This is a genomic window from Pseudomonas sp. 43NM1 (genome assembly GCF_002836905.1).
Taxonomy (GTDB): Bacteria; Pseudomonadota; Gammaproteobacteria; order Pseudomonadales; family Pseudomonadaceae; genus Aquipseudomonas; species Aquipseudomonas prosekii.
In genome coordinates, this window is record NZ_MKGS01000091.1 from 50,196 (window position 1) to 72,839 (window position 22,644).

Annotated in this window: 15 protein-coding genes; 2 read left to right on the forward strand and 13 right to left on the reverse strand. The window is 60.6% G+C overall.

Annotation, left to right across the window (positions count from 1 at the left end):
- Positions 1-66: 66 nt before the first annotated feature.
- A complete protein-coding gene (locus BI292_RS09420; protein WP_101207713.1) occupies positions 67-969 on the reverse strand; it encodes a LysR family transcriptional regulator in 903 nt (300 codons plus the stop codon).
- 118 nt (positions 970-1,087) lie between these two features.
- Here BI292_RS09420 and BI292_RS09425 point away from each other — a divergent pair, with 118 nt between their 5' ends.
- Complete coding sequence (locus BI292_RS09425; protein WP_101207714.1) at positions 1,088-2,362, forward strand: MFS transporter; 1,275 nt, start codon at positions 1,088-1,090, stop codon at positions 2,360-2,362.
- Between the two features lie 142 nt (positions 2,363-2,504).
- Here the strand turns inward: BI292_RS09425 and hemE are convergent, their stop codons facing one another.
- The 11 genes from hemE to BI292_RS09485 form a co-directional block, all read right to left on the reverse strand.
- Positions 2,505-3,572, reverse strand: coding sequence for a uroporphyrinogen decarboxylase (hemE, locus tag BI292_RS09430; protein ID WP_101207715.1), 1,068 nt, complete (start codon positions 3,570-3,572; stop codon positions 2,505-2,507).
- 252 nt (positions 3,573-3,824) lie between these two features.
- Entirely contained in the window at positions 3,825-5,243 is a 1,419-nt protein-coding gene (locus BI292_RS09435; RefSeq protein ID WP_092274459.1) for an FAD-dependent oxidoreductase, read from the reverse strand.
- A gap of 33 nt (positions 5,244-5,276) precedes the next feature.
- Positions 5,277-9,722, reverse strand: a complete 4,446-nt coding sequence (gltB, locus tag BI292_RS09440; RefSeq protein WP_101207716.1) for a glutamate synthase large subunit — start codon at positions 9,720-9,722, stop codon at positions 5,277-5,279.
- A gap of 347 nt (positions 9,723-10,069) precedes the next feature.
- Positions 10,070-11,665 (reverse strand): AAA family ATPase, encoded by a 1,596-nt coding sequence (locus tag BI292_RS09450; protein ID WP_101207717.1) that lies wholly within the window; start codon positions 11,663-11,665, stop codon positions 10,070-10,072.
- A 10-nt stretch (positions 11,666-11,675) separates the two neighbouring features.
- On the reverse strand, positions 11,676-12,776 hold the full coding sequence (aroB, locus tag BI292_RS09455) for a 3-dehydroquinate synthase (RefSeq protein WP_092274468.1): 1,101 nt from the start codon (positions 12,774-12,776) through the stop codon (positions 11,676-11,678).
- 184 nt (positions 12,777-12,960) lie between these two features.
- A complete protein-coding gene (gene aroK / locus BI292_RS09460; protein ID WP_092274471.1) occupies positions 12,961-13,479 on the reverse strand; it encodes a shikimate kinase AroK in 519 nt (172 codons plus the stop codon).
- Positions 13,480-13,483: 4 nt separating this feature from the next.
- The gene (gene pilQ / locus BI292_RS09465) at positions 13,484-15,592 is read right to left on the reverse strand and encodes a type IV pilus secretin PilQ (protein WP_101207718.1); all 2,109 of its coding nucleotides are present in this window, start codon (positions 15,590-15,592) and stop codon (positions 13,484-13,486) included.
- A gap of 13 nt (positions 15,593-15,605) precedes the next feature.
- Positions 15,606-16,133, reverse strand: coding sequence for a pilus assembly protein PilP (locus BI292_RS09470; RefSeq protein ID WP_101207719.1), 528 nt, complete (start codon positions 16,131-16,133; stop codon positions 15,606-15,608).
- Positions 16,130-16,753, reverse strand: coding sequence for a type 4a pilus biogenesis protein PilO (gene pilO, locus BI292_RS09475; protein WP_092274480.1), 624 nt, complete (start codon positions 16,751-16,753; stop codon positions 16,130-16,132). The genes BI292_RS09470 and pilO overlap by 4 nt, the downstream gene beginning before the upstream one ends.
- Positions 16,750-17,316, reverse strand: a complete 567-nt coding sequence (locus BI292_RS09480; protein WP_101207720.1) for a PilN domain-containing protein — start codon at positions 17,314-17,316, stop codon at positions 16,750-16,752. Before BI292_RS09480 ends, pilO begins: the two co-directional genes overlap by 4 nt.
- A complete protein-coding gene (locus tag BI292_RS09485) occupies positions 17,316-18,380 on the reverse strand; it encodes a pilus assembly protein PilM (RefSeq protein ID WP_101207721.1) in 1,065 nt (354 codons plus the stop codon). The genes BI292_RS09480 and BI292_RS09485 overlap by 1 nt, the downstream gene beginning before the upstream one ends.
- A 215-nt stretch (positions 18,381-18,595) precedes the next feature.
- Between BI292_RS09485 and BI292_RS09490 the strand changes: the two genes are divergently transcribed.
- Entirely contained in the window at positions 18,596-21,040 is a 2,445-nt protein-coding gene (locus BI292_RS09490; protein WP_101207722.1) for a penicillin-binding protein 1A, read from the forward strand.
- A 273-nt stretch (positions 21,041-21,313) separates the two neighbouring features.
- On the opposite strand, the gene BI292_RS09495 is transcribed toward BI292_RS09490, so the two are convergent.
- On the reverse strand, positions 21,314-22,582 hold the full coding sequence (locus BI292_RS09495; RefSeq protein ID WP_092274492.1) for a malic enzyme-like NAD(P)-binding protein: 1,269 nt from the start codon (positions 22,580-22,582) through the stop codon (positions 21,314-21,316).
- Positions 22,583-22,644: the final 62 nt, after the last annotated feature.

Sequence of the window (22,644 nt, forward strand, 5' to 3'; positions counted from 1 at the left end):
GAATCCGAGTGTAGCCTTTGAGCTACACCAGCTCAACCCGAATTTTTTTGAGGCATGGATCGGCCATCACACTGTTAACGGTTCAACCTTCCTCGTCAGCAACTCCACAAATGCCTTCGCCATCGGCGATTTCTGATCCTTGCGTTGCACCAGCCACACTGCTGACACGGCTTCTGGATCGAGCAGCGGTCGGTAGACCACGCCGTCGATCCGCATGCGCTGATACGACGCCGGTAGCACGGAAACGCCCAGGCCCGCCGCGACTAAGCCGATGATTGTCATGGCCTCGCCCGCCTCTTGCGCGAAGTGCGGACTGAACCCCGCATCGCGCGCCAGGCTGAGTAACTGGGCGTACAGACCGCTGCCATAACTGCGTGGGAAAAAGACGAAAGGTTCGAGGGCCAACGCCGCCAGGAACAGTCCATCTTCACTGTCCTTGACCAGCGGATGCTTGGAGCTGAGCACCGCCACCAATGGCTCGCGCATCAGTTCGACAACGCTCAGCGAATCCGGCAAGCCGAGCGGTCGCATGATCCCGACTTCGATCGATTCATCGACCAAGGCGTCCGCCACTTGCGTACTGCTCATCTCCCGAAGGTTCAAATGCACGGCCGGAAAACGCTGACGGAACGAGAAAATCGCTTGAGGAATGGTGGAGTTGAACGGCGCCGACGAGGTGAAGCCGATTTTCAGTTCACCCAGTTCACCCAGTTGCGCGCGGCGGGCGACGTCCGCGGCTTTATCGACCTGCGCCAGCACCAATCGCGCTTCTTCGAGAAACAATCGACCGGCTTCACTGAGTTCGACGCGACGATTGGTTCGCTCGAATAAACGTGCGCCGACCTCCGCTTCCAGCGCTTGAATCTGCTGGCTCAGCGGTGGTTGGGAGATGCCAAGCACCTGTGCGGCGCGGCCGAAGTGCAGTTCTTCGGCGACGGCGATGAAGTAGCGCAAGTGGCGCAATTCCATGAAAACTCCATTAGGTCGTTAAACCTATCAAACAGGTCGAACAATATATTGGATTGAATCATTAGCCAGCTATATGATTTTTTCATTGCCTGACCGGCTGCGTCCCCCGAGGTCCGAAGTGAAAACTGCTGTTGCTCCACTTGCCCATGAAGTTCCGCCCTCCGCGCTGGATGAAGCGGTCGCCGAGCTGCAAGAGATTTACATCGAGAAAGGCACGCCGATGTTCATGCGCACGGTGCTGGCGCTGTTCTCCGGCGGCTTCGCGACGTTTGCGCTGCTCTATTGCGTGCAGCCGATGATGCCGCTGCTGTCCCACGAATATTCGATCAACGCGGCGCAGAGCAGCCTGATCCTCTCGGTGGCCACCGGCATGCTGGCGATTGGTTTGCTGATCACCGGGCCGATTTCCGATCGCGTCGGGCGCAAACGGGTAATGGTGACGGCATTGTTCGCCGCCGCCCTGTGCACCATGGCCAGCGCGATGATGCCGAGCTGGGAAGGCGTGTTGATCATGCGCGCGTTGATCGGTTTGTCGCTGAGCGGCTTGGCGGCGGTAGCCATGACGTACCTGAGCGAAGAAATTCACCCGCAACACATCGGCCTGGCGATGGGTTTGTACATCGGCGGCAATGCGATCGGCGGGATGAGCGGACGGCTGATTACCGGCGTGTTGATCGATTTCGTCAGTTGGCACACGGCGATGCTGGTGATCGGCGCTCTGGCGCTGATCGCGGCCACGGTGTTCTGGAAGATCCTCCCCGAATCACGCAACTTCCGCGCGCGCTCGCTGCACCCGCGCAGCCTGCTCGACGGCTTCACCATGCACTTTCGCGACGCTGGCCTGCCGCTGCTGTTCCTCGAGGCGTTTGTGTTGATGGGCGCGTTTGTCACGTTGTTCAACTACATCGGCTATCGCCTGCTGGCGGCGCCTTACAACATGGATCAGGCGTTTGTCGGGTTGCTGTCGGTGGTGTACCTGTCGGGGATTTACAGCTCGGCGAAAATCGGTTCGCTGGCCGACAAACTGGGCCGCCGCAAAGTGCTGTGGGCGACGATTGTGCTGATGCTCGCGGGGTTGGCGCTGACCCTGTTCACGCCGCTGCCGCTGGTGATCATCGGCATGCTGATCTTCACGTTCGGCTTCTTCGGCGCGCATTCGGTGGCCAGCAGCTGGATCGGACGCCGCGCCATCAAGGCCAAGGGTCAGGCTTCGTCGCTGTATCTGTTCAGCTATTACGCGGGTTCGAGCATTGCCGGCACGGCGGGCGGGGTGTTCTGGCACATGGGTGGCTGGAACGGGATCGGCTTGTTTATTGGCGGCCTGCTGGTGATTGCGTTGCTGGTGGCGTTGAAATTGGCCAAGTTGCCGCCGCTCGACGCTGTAAAGGCCTGAGTTCGGCCAACCAAAAACAACTGTGGGAGCGAGCTTGCTGGCAATGACGGCTTCACATTCAACATCTCTGTTGAATGATCCGCCGCCATCGCGAGCAGGCTCGCTCCCACATTAAAACCGGGTGTTTGTTAACCCTTCACGATCACTCGTGATACTGCGCCGACAGTTCATGCACCGCGCGCAGGAATGCGCCGGCATGTTCCGGGTTAACTTCCGGGGTGATCCCGTGACCGAGGTTGAACACGTGGCCGCTGCCCTTGCCGTAGCTGGCCAGAATGCGCCCGACTTCTGTGCGGATGGCTTCCGGTTTGGCGTAGAGCACGGTCGGGTCCATGTTGCCTTGCAGCGCGACTTTGTTGCCGACGCGCTCGCGGGCGTTGCCGATGTCGCAGGTCCAGTCCAGGCCCAACGCGTCAGCGCCGGCGTCGGCGATGCTTTCCAGCCACAGGCCGCCGCCCTTGGTGAACAGGATGACCGGCACTTTGCGGCCGTCGTGTTCGCGGATCAGGCCGCTGACGATTTTGCGCATGTAGGCCAGGGAGAATTCCTGGTACGCCGCCGCCGAAAGATTACCGCCCCACGTGTCGAAGATTTGCACAGCTTGCGCGCCGGCCATGATCTGGCCGTTGAGGTAGCTGGTGACTGACTGCGCGAGTTTATCCAGCAACAGGTGCATGGCTTGCGGGTTGTCGTAGAGCATGGCTTTGGTCTTGCGGAAGTCTTTCGACGAGCCGCCTTCAACCATGTAGGTCGCCAGCGTCCACGGGCTGCCGGAGAAGCCGATCAGCGGTACGCGGCCGTTCAGTTCGCGGCGGATGGTGCTGACTGCGTCCATCACGTAGCCGAGGTCTTTGTGCGGATCCGGGATCGGCAGCGCTTCGATGTCGGCCAGCGTGCTGACGACTTTCTTGAAGCGCGGGCCTTCACCGGTTTCGAAGTACAGGCCTTGGCCCATGGCGTCCGGGATGGTCAGGATGTCGGAGAAGAGGATCGCCGCGTCCAGTTGCGGATAGCGGTCGAGCGGCTGCATCGTGACTTCGCAGGCGAACTCCGGGTTCATGCACAGGCTCATGAAGTCACCGGCCTTGGCGCGGCTGGCGCGGTATTCCGGCAAGTAGCGACCGGCCTGACGCATCATCCATACCGGCGTGACGTCTACGGGTTGCTTGAGCAGGGCGCGAAGGAAACGGTCGTTCTTCAGGGCAGTCATGTCGGCATCCGGAAAAAAAGTGCGGGCATTTTCTCAGAGCGCGACGCAAAAGGCACGGTTGCAGGTCGGCCTTTTGTCTATCGGGTCAATTTATCGCAGTGAAAACCGGGTACTCGCAACACTGAGAAACAACTGTGGGAGCGAGCTTGCTCGCGATGGCGGCCTTTCATTCAACATCTCTGTCGACTGAACTACCGCTATCGCGAGCAAGCTCGCTCCCACAATTAATCGCATTCCAGTTTTGGAAAACGATCAGACCTCCAGGTAATCCAGGATCCCTTCAGCCGCATTACGCCCTTCGAAGATCGCCGTGACCACCAGATCAGACCCGCGAACCATGTCGCCACCGGCGAAAATTTTCGGGTTGCTGGTCTGGTGCTTGTATTGACCTTGTTCCGGGGCGACGACGCGGCCCTGGCTGTCGGTCTGGATTTCGAACTGTTCGAACCACGACGCCGGGCTCGGACGGAAACCGAAAGCGATGACCACGGCGTCGGCCGGGATGATCTCTTCGGAGCCCGGGATCGGCTCGGGGCTGCGGCGGCCACGGGCGTCCGGTTCGCCGAGACGGGTCTCGACGACTTTCACGCCTTCGACGCGGTCTTCACCGACGATGGCGATCGGCTGGCGGTTGTAGAGGAATCTCACCCCTTCTTCCTTGGCGTTTTTCACTTCTTTGCGCGAGCCCGGCATGTTTGCTTCGTCGCGACGATAAGCGCAGGTCACCGATTTGGCGCCCTGGCGAATCGACGTGCGGTTGCAGTCCATCGCCGTGTCGCCGCCGCCCAACACCACCACTCGCTTGCCTTTCATGTCGACGAAATCTTCCGGCGACTTTTCAAAACCGAGGTTGCGGTTGACGTTGGCGATCAGGAAGTCGAGCGCATCGTGCACGCCCGGCAGGTCTTCACCGGCAAAACCGCCCTTCATGTAGGTGTAGGTGCCCATGCCCATGAACACCGCATCGTATTCTTCGAGCAGTTGCTCGATGGTCACGTCCTTGCCTACTTCGGTGTTCAAGCGGAACTCGATGCCCATGCCGGTAAAGACTTCGCGGCGATTGCTCAGCACAGTCTTTTCCAGTTTGAACTCGGGGATGCCGAAGGTCAGCAAACCACCGATTTCCGGGTTCTTGTCGAACACCACCGGGGTGACGCCGCCGCGTACAAGCACGTCGGCACAGCCCAGACCGGCCGGGCCTGCGCCGATGATCGCGACACGTTTGCCGGTCGGTTTGACCTTGGACATGTCCGGGCGCCAGCCCATGGCGAACGCAGTGTCGGTGATGTACTTCTCGACCGAGCCGATGGTCACTGCGCCGAAGCCGTCGTTGAGGGTGCAGGCACCCTCGCACAGACGATCCTGCGGACACACCCGGCCACACACTTCCGGCAAGGTGTTGGTCTGGTGCGAGAGCTCGGCGGCCTGAAGGATGTTGCCCTCGGCCACCAGCTTCAGCCAGTTCGGAATGAAGTTGTGCACCGGGCACTTCCATTCGCAATACGGGTTACCGCACCCCAGGCAGCGGTGGGCCTGATCGGCCGAATGCTGGGGTTTGAACGGTTCGTAGATTTCCACGAACTCTTTCTTGCGTTGACGCAACAGTTTCTTCTTCGGATCTTTGCGCCCGACGTCGATGAACTGGAAGTCGTTATTCAGACGTTCAGCCATTGTTAAAACCTCATCAAACTCTTCAGGCGCATATCACTGCGGGTTGGCACGGGTGCTGGAAAGCAACGATTTCAGGTTGGCAGCCTTGGGCTTGACCAGCCAGAAACGGCGCAGATAGTCATCGAGGTTTTCAGCGAGGTTACGACCCCATTCGCTGTCGGTTTCCGCGACGTATTCGTCCAGCACGCGTTGCAGGTGGCTGCGATAGGCTTCCATCGCTTCGCCGCTGATCCGCTGGATTTCCACCAGTTCGTGATTGACCCGGTCAACGAAGCTGTTGTCCTGATCGAGCACGTAAGCGAAACCGCCGGTCATGCCTGAGCCGAAGTTGTAACCGGTCTTGCCCAGAACGCAGACAAAACCACCGGTCATGTATTCGCAGCAGTGATCGCCAGTGCCTTCCACCACGGTGTGAGCCCCGGAGTTACGCACGGCAAAACGCTCGCCCGCGGTGCCGGCAGCAAACAACTTGCCGCCAGTGGCGCCGTACAGGCAGGTGTTGCCGATGATCGCGCTGTCCTGGGTCTTGTAGACGCTGCCCTTCGGCGGAACGATGACCAGTTTGCCGCCGGTCATGCCTTTGCCGACGTAATCGTTGGCGTCGCCTTCCAGGTACATGTTCAAGCCGCCGGCGTTCCACACACCGAAGCTCTGACCGGCCGTCCCTTTGAAGCGGAAGGTGATCGGCGCGCTCGCCATGCCTTGGTTGCCGTGCTTACGCGCGATTTCGCCGGAGATCCGCGCGCCGATCGAACGGTCGCAGTTGCAGATATCCAGTTCGAACTCGGCGCCGCTTTTGTCGTTGATCGCCGAGGTGGCCATGTCGATCATCTTCTCGGCGAGCAGACCTTTGTCGAACGGCGGGTTGCGCTCAACCTGGCAGAACTGCGGTTTGTCGGCCGGGATGTGATCGCTGCCCAACAATGGCGTCAGATCGAGGTGCTGCTGCTTGGCAGTCTGGCCTTCGAGGATGTCCAGCAGATCGGTACGACCGATCAGCTCCTCGAGGGAACGCACGCCCAGTTTGGCCAGCCACTCACGGGTTTCTTCGGCGACGTAAGTGAAGAAATTCACCACCATGTCGACGGTGCCGATGTAGTGATCCTTGCGCAGCTTCTCGTTCTGCGTCGCGACGCCGGTGGCGCAGTTGTTCAGGTGGCAGATGCGCAGGTATTTGCAGCCCAAAGCGATCATTGGCGCGGTGCCGAAGCCGAAGCTTTCAGCGCCGAGAATGGCTGCCTTGATCACGTCGAGGCCGGTTTTCAGGCCGCCGTCGGTTTGTACCCGGACCTTGCCGCGCAGGTCGTTGCCGCGCAGGGTCTGGTGGGTTTCGGCGAGGCCGAGTTCCCACGGGGCGCCGGCGTATTTGATCGAGGTCAGCGGCGATGCGCCGGTGCCGCCGTCGTAGCCGGAAATCGTGATCAAGTCCGCGTAGGCCTTGGCCACACCGGCAGCGATGGTGCCGACGCCTGCTTCCGCAACCAGCTTCACCGAGACCAGCGCTTTCGGGTTGACTTGTTTCAAGTCGAAAATCAGCTGCGACAAGTCTTCAATCGAGTAGATGTCGTGGTGCGGCGGCGGCGAAATCAGGGTCACGCCCGGCACTGCATAACGCAGCTTGGCGATCAGCCCGTTGACCTTGCCACCCGGCAACTGACCACCTTCGCCGGGCTTGGCGCCCTGAGCGACTTTGATCTGCAGCACTTCGGCGTTGACCAGGTATTCCGGGGTAACCCCGAAACGGCCGGTCGCGACTTGTTTGATTTTCGAGCTCTTGATCGTGCCGTAACGCGCCGGGTCTTCACCACCTTCGCCGGAGTTGGAACGCGCACCGAGGCGGTTCATCGCTTCGGCGAGGGCTTCGTGAGCCTCGGGCGACAAGGCGCCCAACGAGATGCCGGCGGAGTCGAAGCGCTTGAGCACCGATTCCAGCGGTTCGATCTCACTGATGTCCAGCGCCGTGTCCAGCGTCTTCACTTTGAACAAGTCGCGGATCATCGACACTGGGCGGTTATCCACCAGCGCCGTGTATTCCTTGAATTTGCTGTAGTCGCCCTGCTGCACAGCGGCTTGCAGCATGCTGACGACGTCCGGGTTGTAGGCGTGATATTCGCCACCGTGCACAAACTTCAGCAAACCGCCCTGCTGGATCGGCTTGCGCGGGCTCCAGGCTTCGGCGGCGAGGGCTTTCTGTTCGGCTTCGATGTCGACGAAACGCGCACCCTTGATGCGGCTCGGCACACCACGGAAGCTCAGTTCGCAGACTTCTTCGGACAGGCCAATGGCTTCGAACAACTGCGCACCGCGGTACGAAGTGATGGTCGAAATGCCCATCTTCGAGAGGATCTTCAACAGACCTTTGGTGATGCCTTTGCGGTAGTTCTTGAACACCTCATAGAGGTCGCCCAGCACTTCACCGGTACGGATCAGGTCGCCCAGCACTTCGTAGGCCAGGAACGGATAAACCGCCGAGGCGCCGAAACCGATGAGCACCGCAAAGTGGTGCGGGTCACGTGCGGTGGCGGTTTCCACGAGAATGTTGGAGTCGCAACGCAGGCCTTTTTCGGTCAGACGGTGGTGCACCGCGCCGGTAGCCAGCGAAGCGTGGATCGGCAACTTGCCCGGGGCAATATGCCGGTCACTCAATACAACCTGGGTACGACCGGAACGCACGGCTTCTTCAGCCTGATCGGCCACGTTGCGGATGGCCGCTTCGAGACCGACGCTTTCGTCGTAGTTGAGGTCGATGATCGCGCGCTCGAAACCCGGACGCTCCAGGTTCATCAGCGAGCGCCACTTGGCCGGCGAGATCACCGGCGAGCTGAGGATCACGCGCGAGGCGTGTTCCGGCGATTCTTCGAAGATGTTGCGCTCGGCGCCGAGGCAGATTTCCAGCGACATGACGATCGCTTCACGCAGCGGGTCGATCGGCGGGTTGGTGACCTGCGCGAACTGTTGGCGGAAGTAGTCGTACGGCGTGCGCACGCGCTGCGAGAGCACGGCCATCGGCGTGTCGTCGCCCATCGAGCCGACGGCTTCGTAGCCTTGCTCGCCGAGCGGACGCAGCACCTGATCACGCTCTTCGAACGTGACCTGATACATCTTCATGTACTGCTTGAGTTGGTCAACGTCGTAGAACGCCGAGCCGTGGTCGTTATCTTCCATGGTCGCCTGGATGCGCAGGGCGTTCTTGCGCAGCCATTGCTTGTACGGGTGACGCGACTTCAAGCGGTTGTCGATGGCGTCGGTGTCGAGGATCTGCCCGGTTTCGGTGTCCACGGCAAAGATCTGCCCCGGACCGACACGGCCCTTGGCGATCACGTCTTCAGGCTGATAGTTCCAGACACCGATTTCCGAGGCCAAAGTGATGAAACCATTGGTGGTGGTCACCCAACGCGCCGGCCGCAGACCGTTACGGTCGAGCAGGCACACGGCGTAGCGACCATCGGTCATGACCACGCCGGCCGGGCCGTCCCACGGCTCCATGTGCATCGAGTTGTACTCGTAGAACGCACGCAGATCCGGGTCCATGGTTTCGACGTTCTGCCACGCTGGCGGAATGATCATGCGCACGCCACGGAACAGGTCGATGCCACCGGTGACCATCAGTTCGAGCATGTTGTCCATGCTCGACGAGTCGGAACCGACGCGGTTGACCAGCGGGCCGAGTTCTTCCAGGTCCATCAGATCGTTAGTGAACTTGGTGCGACGGGCCACGGCCCAGTTGCGGTTACCGGTGATCGTGTTGATTTCGCCGTTGTGCGCGAGGAAGCGGAACGGCTGCGCCAGCGGCCATTTCGGCAAGGTGTTGGTGGAGAAGCGCTGGTGGAACACGCAAATCGAGGTTTGCAGGCGCTCGTCGCTGAGGTCTGGATAGAAGGCGGACAGGTCCGCCGGCATCATCAGGCCTTTATAGATGATGGTTTTGTGCGAAAAGCTGCAGATGTAGTGGTCGGTGTCGGCGGCGTTGGCCACGGACGAGCGACGACGCGAGCTGAACAGTTTGATCGCCATGTCCTGATCGCTCAGGCCTTCACCGCCGATGTACACCTGCTCGATCTGCGGCAGGCGCTCAAGGGCGAGGCGGCCGAGGACGCTGGTGTCGATTGGCACTTTGCGCCAGCCGACGAGGGTCAGGCCGGCAGCGAGGATCTCGCGGTTCATGTTCTCGCGAGCGGCCTCGGCTTTCATCGGGTCCTGATTGAAGAAGACCATGCCCACGGCGTATTGCTTGGGCAGTTCGACGCCGAAGGTTTCCTGGGCAATGGCTCGCAGGAACACATCCGGCTTTTGAATCAGCAAGCCGCAACCGTCACCGGTCTTGCCGTCGGCGTTGATCCCACCGCGGTGGGTCATGCAGGTCAGGGCCTCGATGGCCGTTTGCAAAAGGGTATGACTGGGCTCGCCCTGCATGTGGGCTATCAGGCCGAAACCGCAGTTATCCTTGAATTCATCTGGTTGGTACAGACCTGCTTTCATAGACACTTTCTCACCAGGCTGCTTCTTTTCGAAGCAAATTTCTTTTCAATTCAACCACTTGCAATCCGCGCCGAACGTTCGTCGGCTTAGCGGGGGCAAAAGGGTGGTCATTGTACACAGCGACACAGACGCTCACAAATTTGACGACGAACTGTCGCAAATCTATGTCGCATTTGTGAAAGGTTTAAAGCGATCTGCTGTGCTAGTCAAAACTTTTTTAATTTTGACCGCAACGACTCAAAGACTACTGTGACGCAGACACCACAACGCACGCGGCCCGAAAGTCGCATGCGTGGCAGAAATTTTGAGGTGCTTGGAGAGGCGGCCTGGGTAAGGCCGCCGAATCTTCAGCGAGTTGTTGCCAGTTCCTGTTGGACGCTGGCGACAGTGCGAGGCCAAGGTTTACCAGCCTGAACCTTCGCTGGCAAGGCCTTGATGGCGGTCAGGGCTGCATCGCGGTTGGCGAAGCTGCCGTAGGTGATGACGTAAAGCGGTTTGCCGTTCAGCACTTTCTTGAAATAACGGTACTCGCCGCCCTGCTCCTTGACGAAGCTTTGCGCAGCGGTTTCAGAGCTGGTGCCGAGGATCTGCACTACGTAATTGCTCGTCGGCTGACCGCCGTACCAGCCCGCACCAGCGGCCTTGGCCACGGTGACCGGCTTCTCGGCAGGTTTGGCAGCAACGGCAGGCTTGGCCGGCGCTGGCGCCGGTTTTGCCGCTGGCGCCGGGGCAGGCTTGGCGGTTGCGATCTGGGTCGGTGCCGGAGCTGGAGCCGGTTTGGCCGCTGGAGCCGGGGTCGGTGCCGGACCTGGCTGAATGCCGGCCGGTGGCGCCGAGGTGGTCACGGTTGGCGGCGTCGCGCTGGAGCCTTCGACCGGCACGCCGTCGTCGCCTTCAGTGATACCACCAGCCGCTTCGGCCAGCGGGCTGCGCATCACCGGCTGCTGCTGGCCGACCAGCGGCAGCGGCATCGGTTGGGTGTTACCGGCGAACTCGACGGCAGGTGCGCCGCCAGCAGCATTCGGTTGCGGCGTGCCCAACGGCAGTTGCGCCTGCTCGTTGACCGGAGCGCCGGTGGTCGGTGTCTTGCTGCGGCCCGGCATCAACCAGGCGGCGGCTACCGCGACCACGACTACGGCGGAAATCGCCAATACGTGTTTCTTCGGCATGTTGAACCCCATACTTGGACGCTTCACCGCTGTGCGGCTGGCAATCATTGCTTCGATCATCGCATCGCGGGCAACCTGGTTGATGTTGCCAGGCCAGCCGTCGGAGCTTTCGTGAATATCAGAGATCTGATCTGCGGTAAAAAGTTCGATACCGCGGCCGGCGCCTTCGAGACGCTGATCGAGGTATTCGCGGGTTTCTTCTTCGGTGTACGGCTGCAGTTCGATGACGTGAAAGCGCTCTTCCTCGAGGTTCAAAGCCTCCAGTTGAGCGATCAGCGACGACTCGCCGAACAGGAACACGTGCGGGCGACCTTCAGGTGCGCCAGCGGCCAGCGCCATCAAGGCTTCGAGCGAGGATTCGTCGAGTTGCTCGGCGTCGTCCACCAGCAAATAGACTTCCTGCCCGGTGAGTGCCAATTGCACCACTTGAACGAGGATCGCGCCGATCTCTGGCTGAGCCACGTTCAGCGCTTGCGCGACCTGACGCAACACGCCCGCCGCATCACCGGCGCCACGGGCGGAAACCACCACGCTTTGCACCGATTGCTTGTTGGTGCTGGCCACCAGAGCCTGGCGCAATAGCGTCTTGCCGCTGCCTTGCGGGCCAGTGACAACGAGCAGCAACTGGCTGTAACGCGCCAGATGATGCAGTTGACCCAGCACTGGTTTGCGCTGGGCCGGGAAGAATTTGAAGCCAGGCACCCGTGGCGCAAAAGGGTCATGGCTCAACTGGAAATGGCCGAGGAAAGCCTCGTCGGCATGCAAACTAGTCATCGGGATCTTATTAACCTTTAAGCTGAGCCAGGGCGCGGTAATCCGCTCCCAGCGTGGCCTGTAGAACCTCTTTCGGATAATCGTCGGTCACCACCGCTTCGCCCATGCGGCGCAGCAGCACCAGGCGCAAACGACCGTCGATCACTTTCTTGTCAATTGCCATGTGTTCGAGAAAATCGGCTTCTGTCATCTCTTCCGGCGGTACTACCGGCAGGCCGGCGCGCTGGAACAGGCGGATGCCGCGATCGCGTTCCTGCTCGCTGATCCAGCCGAGACGTGCGGACATTTCCAGCGCCATTACGGTGCCAGCAGCGACCGCCTCACCGTGTAACCACACACCATAGCCCATGTGGGTTTCGATGGCGTGACCGAAGGTGTGGCCCAGGTTCAAAGTAGCGCGAACCCCGGTTTCCTTTTCGTCGGCGCCGACCACTTCAGCCTTGGCTTCGCAGGAACGCTTGATCGCGTAGGTCAGCGCCACTTGGTCGAGCGCTCGCAGGCGCTCGACGTTGTCTTCGAGCCAGGTGAGGAACGGCTCGTCGCAGATCAAACCGTATTTGATGACTTCGGCCAGGCCCGCAGAGAGCTCGCGAGCCGGCAAGGTATTGAGGGTGGCGGTGTCGATCAGCACGACATTCGGCTGATAGAAGGCGCCGACCATGTTTTTGCCCAGCGGATGGTTGATCCCGGTTTTGCCGCCGACCGACGAATCGACCTGCGAGAGCAACGTAGTCGGTACCTGAATGAAATCGACGCCGCGCTGGTAGCACGCTGCAGCGAAACCGGCCATATCACCAATCACGCCGCCGCCGAGGGCGATCACCGTGGTGCGGCGGTCGTGCCGTGCGGTCAGCAGACCGTCGAAAATCAGTTGCAGGGTTTGCCAGTTCTTGAACGACTCGCCGTCCGGCAACACCACGGACACCACCGAAAACTGCGCGAGGCTTTTGCTTAAGCGTTCGAGATAGAGCGGCGCCACGGTCTCGTTGGAGATGATCGCCACTTGCCGTCCGCGAACATGCGGGGCCAGCAACTCAGGCTGATCCAACAAACCTTCGCCAATATGAATCGGGTAGCTGCGCTCGCCTAGATCGACCTTGAGTGTCTGCATGTGTCCCCACAGTGAAGATGGAATCAGGCGTCCTGCCTTGAATAATCCAATGTGCTGGTAACCAAATGGGCCCGGCTAACCAAATGGGCCCGGCGTCTGCTGGTGTGACGCCGCTTGCCAGCCATCCGCCACAACCTTTGCGGCGATGACAGGACGCCGAGGATAGCGCATTTCGCGCCGCGCTTTAACGGGGAGGAAGTTGCTGCAAGCGGTCGAGAATGTCGAGGACGACCATTCGCGGCGGCCGCTCATCGGTTTCCACCACCAGATCGGCGATTTCCCGATAAAGCGGATCGCGCAGGGTTAGCAGATCACGCAGGGTTTTCGCCGGATCGGCGGTGCGCAATAACGGACGATTGCGATCACGGGAGGTGCGGCCGACTTGCTGCTCGACCGAGGCGTGCAGGTAAACCACCCGTCCGCCGGCATGCAGCGCGCGACGATTGGCTTCACGCATTACCGCGCCGCCACCGGTCGCCAGCACCACGCCGTCGCAGGCGCACAGCTCTTCGATCATCGCTTGCTCGCGATCACGAAAGCCGGGCTCGCCTTCCTTATCGAAGATCCACGGGATATTGGCGCCGGTTCGCAATTCAATTTCCTTGTCGGAATCTTTGAATGGCAGGCGCAGCTCTTTGGCCAGCAAACGGCCGATGGTGCTTTTTCCAGCGCCCATCGGTCCTACAAGAATCAAATTTCGCACAGAATCAATGACTCACAGCAATCGCCTGGTTGTTCATGATACGCGGAGTGAGAAATACCAGCAGCTCGGATTTTTTCTCCGAAACCACGTCACGCCGGAAAAGGCGGCCAAGATACGGCACATCGCCGAGAAATGGCACCTTATCTACAACCTTGCTTTGAGTATTTGAGAAAACCCCACCGATGACGATGGTCTCGCCGTCATTGACCAACACCTTGGCGTTGACCTCGTTTTTCTTGATCGGCGGTACGTCCTGCACTTTGTTCAGGTAATCCGGTTCGTCCTTGGTGACCTTGACCTCCATGATGATGCGGTTGTCCGGGGTGATTTGCGGCGTCACCTCCAGCGACAGCGAAGCCTCCTTGAACGACACCGATGTCGCGCCGCTGGAGCTGGCTTCCTGATAGGGGATTTCCGTGCCCTTGAGGATTTTCGCGGTTTCCTTGTCGGACGTGACGACCTTGGGCTGCGAGACGATTTCGCCGTTGCCGGTCTTCTCCATCGCGGTCAGTTCCAGGTCGAGCAACACGTTGTCGGTGATGAACGCGATGCCGAGCCCGGAGGTATTGGCCGCTGTGCCCATGTCGACGAACGGCGAGTTGGTGCTGGTGCTGCCCGGCGTGCCAATCGTGGTCGAGCCATTGGCGCCGCTGCTGACACCCGAAGCGTTCCAGTTACCTTTGTTCTGAATCGAACCGCCCCAGCGCACGCCAAGGCTCTTGTCGTAGTCGACGTTGGCTTCGACGATTCGCGCCTCGATCATCACTTGGCGCACCGGAATATCCAGTTGCGCGACGATCCGGCGCAGCTCGTCGAGGCGATCCTGAGTCTGGTAGGCAATGATGTTGTTGGTGCGCTCATCAACAGTGATCGAACCGCGCTCGTCGATTTTCGCTTCGGCGCTGGTCACCGACTGGAACAGCTTGGCAATGTCCGCAGCCTTGGCGTAGTTGACCTGCAGCAACTCCCGACGCAGCGGCGCCAGTTCGGCAATCTGCTTTTGCGACTCCAGCTCCTGACGTTCACGGGCGGCGATTTCATCCGCCGGCGCGACCAGCAGGACGTTGCCGATCATGCGTTTATCCAGACCTTTGGTTTTCAGCACCAGGTCCAGCGCCTGATCCCACGGCACGTTTTGCAGGCGCAAGGTAATGCCGCCCTGCACCGTGTCGCTGGCAACCAGATTGAGGTTGGTGAAGTCGGCGATCAGTTGCAGCACCGAGCGCACATCAATGTCCTGAAAATTCAGCGAGAGCTTTTCGCCGGTGTAGGCAAACCGGTCGGCGTTGCGCTTTTGCAAATCGTCGGCGGTCATCGGGCGGATGCTGACGGTCAGCTTGTTGTCGGTCTGGTAGGTCGAGTATTCGTAAGCGCCGCTCGGCTCAACGGTGATCATCGCGCGGTCTCCGGTCGCGGTGGCGTTGACGAATTGCACCGGCGTGGCGAAATCCTTGACGTCGAGGCGTACGCGCAGCGGTTCCGGCAGTTGCGTGCGGGCGAAACCGAGGATGATCTTGCCGTCGCGCTCCTGAATGTCCGGCGCAATTGAAGGGTCCGACAGGTCGATCACGACATTGCCTTCACCCTGCGTGCCGCGCTGGAAATCGACGCCACGAATGGTTTTGCCGACCGCCGCGAACGTTTTCGTCGGCGCCGGATTGGCTTTCGCGGTGCGCGGCGCGCTGGCGGCCGCAGCAGGCTTGGGGGTCGCCGCTCTGGACGCTGCTGGCTGCGCACCTTGGCCGACCACCACAAACAAATTGTTGCCCTCGACTCTGGCGCTGTAGGGCGTCAGCTCAGTCAGGTTGATGATCAGCCGCGTGCGGTCCTTGGCTTCCACTACCGTGGCGCTGCGGGCATTGCCGCCGCCGAGGTCGCGGTTTTTGCTCGCCAGTTTGCTGACCACGCCCGGCAGGTCGAGCGCGATGCGCGCCGGCGATTCGGTGGTGTAGCCGTGGGGCGCGGGCGGCGGGCCATCGAAGGTCAACTTCAACTCGATGCGGTCACCCGGCAGCGCAGCGACATCCAGCGCATTGAGGTTGGCCGCCATGACCATCGGCGATAACAGCGCTATCCATAGCGAAATACCGAGGGTTGAGAAAATCCTGTTCATTATTCGAGTTCCACTATGAGTGCTCTTTCAAAGGGATGGTCCGCGGCCGTTCCAGCCAGGCGCCTTCGCCGTCGGGAACGATTTCGACCACATCGACTTGCGAGCCGCTGATGGCGACGATCCGCCCATCGTTACGCCCCAGGTAATCGCCGACTTTCAACCGATGCACCCCGCCCGCCCCGCGCAGCAGCGCAAAGGAGCCGTTGGCATTGGAGATTGTGCCGACCATTTCAAACTGCTCGATGTTGAAACCTTCGAGGTACTGCTTGACCCGGTTGGGGTCGGGTTTGACGTTGCGCGAACCGTGCTTCTGCCCGGCCATGTCGATCCTGACCTGGCGCGAAAACGGGCTGCGCAGGTTGGCCGCGCTGTAAGTGAATGTGGGGTAAGACCGGAATGTCGGGGTTGGTTCAATCTTGCCCGGCGGTCGCAGGCGCACTTCGTTGAGATAAGCATCGAGGTCGCTGAAGTCGTTTTCGCCGCTGCAGCCGGCCAGACCGATCAGTAAAACGCCCAGGGACAAACCACGAAACGGGGTCATTTCTGCAACCCCTTGTCGTTGTAGCGATAGGTCTTGGCGAGGATGCTCATGCGCAGTTTGGTGCCGCCATCGGGGCTGGCCGGCGCGAGGTCGAAGTCATGCAGGGTGACGATGCGCGGCAGCCCGGCCACGCCGCTGACGAACGTGGCGAGGTCGTGATAAGCGCCGGTGACGGTGATCTGGATCGGCAACTCGATGTAGAACTGCTGGGTGACTTCCGGCAGCAACTTGATCTCTTCGAATTCCAGGCCACTGCCCAGCCCCGTGCGCGTGATGTCTTCCAGCAGGCCCGGCACTTCGGTGTCGCTAGGTAGCTGACGCAACAGCACGCCGAAGGAATTTTCCATTTCCTTCATCTGCTGGGTGTAGAGCTCCAGGTTGGCCGCCAGGCTGGCCTTGCTGGCGAACTGCTCCTTGAGCGTGGTTTCTTCCTCGCGTTTGAGATCGAGCTCGTTTTCCAGGTCACTGATGTAGAAGTTGTAACCGAGCCCCAGCACCAGAACCATCAGCAGAATGCCCGCCGCAGCCTTGATGGCCGGCGGCCAGGAGCCAATGTTGTTGGTGTCCAGATCGTTGATGTCGATCTTGCGCAGGCCTTCGAACCATTCCGACGGGCTCATTTTGCAGCCTCCATCGTCGCGGGCTGAGTCTGACGCACGGTCAACTGAAACACGTTGGCCTGATCGAGCTGACCGGCGGTCGTCGCTTTGACTTCGGTGAGGCTCGGCGCATCGAACCAGTCCGACGCATCGAGGTTGCGCATCAGCTCCGAAACCTTGTTGTTCGACTCGGCGGCGCCCGTGACGGACAGGGTTTTGCCGTCCATTTTCACTTCGGTGAAATACACGCCGTCCGGCAGCGTGCGCGCCAGTTGGTCGAAGATTCGCCCGCTGATCTGCCGGTTGCCTTGCAGGTCCTGGATGATGCGCATGCGCTCGACCAGTTGCTGGCGACGCGCCTTGAGTTCGCTGATTTGCTTGATCCGCTCATCGACCACCGCAATCTGTTTGCCGAGGTAGTCATTGCGCGCCAGTTGCCGATTGATGCTGTTGCCGATGACTTGATCGGTGATCAGCACCAGGCCGATCGAGCCGACCACCACGCCAATCAACACCAGCAGAAAGCGCTTGCGGCGCTCTTCGCGCAGTTCTTCGCGCCAAGGTAAAAGGTTGATCCGCGCCATCAGTCGAAACTCCTGAGGGCCAGACCGCAGGCAATCATCAGCGCCGGGGCATCGCTGGCGAGGGCGCCGGCGTTGACCTTGCTGCTGAGCGCCATGTCGGCGAAGGGATTGGCGACTTGAGTCGGCGTGCTCAGGCGTTGCTCGATCAACCGGTCAAGTCCGGGCACCGACGCGGTGCCGCCGGCCAGCAGGATATGGTCGACCGCGTTGTACTGGCCGGACGCGAAGAAAAACTGCAATGAACGCGAAACTTGCTGCACCAGCGCTTCGCGGAACGGTTGCAGGACTTCGCTGACGTAATCGTCCGGCAAACCGCCCTGCTTCTTTGCCAGGCCGGCCTGCTCGGTGGTCAAGCCATACCGGCGCTGGATTTCCTCAGTGAGCTGGCGGCCGCCGAACAATTGTTCGCGGGTATAAATGATCCGCCCGTTGTGCAGCACGCTCAGGGTGGTCATGGTCGCGCCGATGTCCACCACGGCAACGGTCGAGCGCTCCGGATTCACCGCCATTTGCGTGGCCAGCAGGCCAAATGAGCGCTCCAGCGCGTAGGCCTCGACGTCGACCACTTTCGCGGTCAGTCCGGCGAGGGCCAGCGCGGCTTCTCGGACTTCGACGTTTTCTTTTCGACAGGCGGCTAGTAGCACATTGACGCGTTCGGGGTTGCGCGCCGAGGCGCTCTGCACTTCGAAGTCGATGGCGACTTCATCCAGCGGGTAAGGAATGTATTGGTCGGCTTCGATTTTCAGCTGGTTTTCCATCTCGTCGTCGGAGAGCCCGGCGTCCATTTCGATGGTCTTGGTGATCACCGCCGAACCGGCCACAGCCACCGCGACGTTGCGGATGCCGGTGCGGGCCTTGAGCAGCACACGCGACAGCGCCTGGCCCACGCCTTCGAGCTCGGCGATGTTTTTTTCGATCACCGCGCTGGCTGGCAAAGGCTCCACCGCGTAAGCCTCGACCCGGTAGCGGTCGCCCTGACGGCTGAGCTCCAGAAGCTTCACCGACGTCGAGCTGATGTCGATCCCCAGAAGCGTTCTGGTCTTTTTATTGAAGAGTCCTAGCACTACCAATTCCCTATGACTATCCGTGAGTTACGGACTCTGTAATGTGCATTGCGTTCAATCACCACGTCTTGACAGAAGCGCCCATGACGCCCCCGGCGGAAAAATGCTTATAATGCCCAGCGATTTTTTCCGCTTTTACTGCCAGCGCGGGTTGTTTTCTTTGTTAAGAAGACCCTGACGCCAAATTCATTTTTCACCCTGGATGTCCAAACGCCTTGATTCGTCTGCTGAAATTTTTCGGTTGGTCCATCGTCGCCGTTTTCTGCGGACTGCTTTTAGGTCTCAGCGGCGCCTATCTTTACCTTAGTCCGGGATTGCCGTCCGTGGAGGCGCTGAGAAGCATTCAGTTGCAGATTCCTCTGCGCGTGTACAGCAGCGATAACAAGTTGATCGCAGAGTTTGGCGAAATGCGCCGCACGCCGATCCGTTTCGCCGACATTCCCCCCAATTTCATTAATGCGTTACTAAGTGCTGAAGACGATAACTTCGCCAACCACTATGGCGTCGATCCCGGCAGCCTGATGCGGGCCGCGACCCAACTGGTCAAGAGCGGCCACATTCAGTCCGGCGGCAGCACCATCACCATGCAGGTCGCGAAGAACTTCTTCCTGACCAGCGAACGCAGCTTCTCGCGTAAAACCACGGAAATTCTCCTCGCGTTGCAGATCGAACGGCAGCTGACCAAGGACGAAATCCTTGAGCTGTACGTCAACAAGATCTACCTCGGCAACCGCGCCTACGGCATCGAAGCGGCGGCGCAGGTTTACTACGGCAAATCGATTCGTGATGTGAGCCTGGCGCAGATGGCGATGATCGCCGGCCTGCCGAAAGCGCCATCGCGCTTCAACCCGCTGGCCAACCCGGCGCGCAGTAAAGAGCGTCGCGACTGGATTCTGGGACGCATGTACAAGCTCGGGAAAATCACCGAAGCCGACTACACCACCGCGATCAACGAGCCGCTGAACGCCAGCTATCACGTGCCGACCCCGGAAGTGAACGCGCCGTACATCGCCGAAATGGCCCGCGCCGAAATGGTCGGCCGTTATGGCAGCGACGCCTACACCGAAGGTTTCCGCGTCACCACCACGGTGCCGAGCAACCTTCAGGAAATGGCCAACACCGCGCTGCACGAAGGTTTGATGACCTACGACCAGCGCCACGGTTATCGCGGCCCCGAGTCGCGCTTGCCGGGCAAGACCCGCGAAGCCTGGGCCAGCGAGCTGACCAAACAGCGCACCATCAGCAGCCTGGAACCGGCGATCGTTACCCAAGTCGACAAGAATGGTGTGCAGGTGCTGACCCGCACCGGCGACGAACACGTCAACTGGGACACCATGAAGTGGGCGCGGCCGTTCCTCAACACCAACAGCATGGGCGCCAATCCGAAGCAGCCGTCGGATGTCGCGCAGGTCGGTGACCTGATCCGCGTGCAGCGCCAGCCGGACAATTCGCTGAAATTCAGCCAGATTCCGCAGGCTCAAGGCGCGCTGGTTTCGCTTGATCCGCAGAACGGCGCGATTCGCTCGCTGGTCGGTGGTTTCGCGTTCGAGCAGAGCAATTACAACCGCGCCTTGCAGGCCAAGCGCCAGCCGGGTTCGAGCTTCAAGCCATTCGTCTACAGCGCCGCGCTGGATAACGGCTACACCGCCGCGACGCTGGTGAACGATGCGCCGATCGTGTTTGTCGACGAGTACCTGGACAAAGTCTGGCGGCCGAAGAACGACACCAATACCTTCCTCGGCCCGATCCGCTTGCGTGAAGGTCTGTACAAGTCGCGCAACTTGGTGTCGATCCGATTGCTGCAGGCGCTGGGCGTCGATCGCACCATCGATTACATCAGCAAGTTCGGCTTCAACAAGCAGGACCTGCCGCGCAACCTGTCGCTGGCCCTCGGCACCGCGACGTTGACGCCGATGGAGATCGCCACCGGTTGGAGCACGTTTGCCAACGGCGGCTACAAGATCACCCCGTACATCATCGACAAGATCGAAAGCCGCAATGGCGACACGCTGTTCGTCGCCAACCCGCCGAGCGTGCCGCAGAACGCTGCGGTGGCCAGTGGCATCGCCGCGCCGGCCGCCGCCGAGGCCTTCACGGTCAACGCAACGCCGGGCGAGGCGCCGGGCACTGCCGCTACGCCGCAAACGCCGGCCGTGGCCGAACGGATTGTCGACGGTCGCACCACGTTCATTCTCAACAGCATGCTTGAGGACGTGATCAAACGCGGCACCGGTCGCCGCGCACTGGCGCTGGGGCGTTCCGACATCGCCGGCAAAACCGGTACGACCAACGAATCCAAGGATGCGTGGTTCTCCGGTTACAACGCCGATTACGTAACCACGGTGTGGACCGGTTTCGACCAGCCTGAAAGCCTCGGTCGCCGCGAGTTCGGTGGCACTGTGGCGCTGCCGATCTGGATGAATTACATGGCCGCCGCGCTCAAGGACAAGCCGCCGCACACGCAAGCGGAGCCTGAAGGCATCCTCAGCCTGCGGGTTGACCCGGTCAGCGGCCGTGCCGCGTCGCCAGGCACGCCAGGTGCGTACTTTGAGCTGTTCAAGGCTGAAGACACGCCACCGTCGGCCAACGAGCTGGGCAACGGCACCGCGCCGGGCAGCCCGCTGCCGGCAGACGAAGCGGCGCCGATCGACTTGTTCTGATCGCGTAACGCAAACCAGGAGCCCCGCCTTCGAAAGAAGCGCGGGGCTTTTTCGTTTCTGATCGTTCCCACGCTGCGCAGGAACGATCAAACATCCGTGTTTCCTGTCACGACGCCTTCGCGGGCAAGCCTCGCTCCTACGGGTCCGGCGCTATCCCTGTAGGAGCGAGGCTTGCCCGCGAAGGGGCCATCACTGCCGCTGCGAAACTCCCAGGCATAAAAAAACCCCGACTCACTTACGAGCCGGGGCTTTCGGTTGATGCGCTACAACGGCTTAGCCGTTGAACACGTCATCCACGCTTTGCAGCGGGTAGTTCTTCGGATACGGCAGGGTCGCTACGCCGGTCTCGATGGCGGCTTTGGCCACGGCATCGGAGATCACGGTGATCAGGCGTGCATCCATTGGTTTCGGAATGATGTACTCACGACCGAATTCCAGTTTGATGCCGCCGTAGGCGTCGCACACTTCCTGAGGAACCGGCAGCTTGGCCAGTTCGCGCAGGGCGTTGGCGGCGGCCACTTTCATTTCTTCGTTGATGCGCTTGGCGCGAACGTCCAGGGCACCGCGGAAGATGAACGGGAAGCCCAGCACGTTGTTGACCTGGTTCGGGTAGTCCGAACGGCCAGTGGCCATGATCACGTCGTTACGGGTGGCGTGCGCCAGTTCCGGGGAGATTTCCGGATCCGGGTTCGAGCACGCGAACACGATCGGGTTGGCCGCCATGGATTTCAGGCCTTCAGCGCTCAGCAGGTTCGGGCCGGACAGGCCAACGAACACGTCAGCACCGGTCAGCGCGTCAGCCAGAGTGCGCTTTTCGGTCGCGTGAGCGAACACCGCTTTGTACTGGTTCAGGTCGTCACGGCCGGAATGGATCACGCCGGTACGGTCAACCATGAAGATGTTTTCGATGTTGGCGCCCATGCTCACCAGCAATTTCATGCAGGAGATGGCGGCCGCACCGGCGCCCAGGCAGACGATCTTGGCGTCAGCGAGGGTTTTGCCAGCGATTTCCAGAGCGTTGATCATGCCGGCTGCCGTAACGATGGCGGTGCCGTGCTGGTCATCGTGGAAAACCGGAATGTCGCACTGCTCGATCAGAGCGCGTTCGATCTCAAAGCACTCAGGTGCCTTGATGTCTTCCAGGTTGATGCCGCCGAAGGTGATGGAGATACGCTTGACGGTGTCGATGAAGGCTTGCGGGCTTTCGGAGTCGACTTCGATGTCGAAAACGTCGATGCCGGCGAAGCGCTTGAACAGCACGCCTTTACCTTCCATGACTGGCTTGGAAGCCAACGGGCCGAGGTTACCCAGGCCGAGAATCGCGGTGCCATCGGAAATGACTGCAACCAGGTTGCCTTTACCGGTGTATTTGTAGGCCAGTTCAGGATCGCGGGCGATTTCGCGTACTGGTTCGGCTACGCCGGGGCTGTAGGCCAGCGACAGGTCGCGGGCGGTAGCGGTGGCCTTGGTGAGCTCGACACTCAGCTTCCCTGGACGAGGATGGGCGTGATATTCGAGAGCGGCAGTTTTCAAATCAGACATGTGGGCATTCCGCTTTTTACTGTTGGACAGACGGACCGCCGAGGATACGCGTGTCGCAAAGT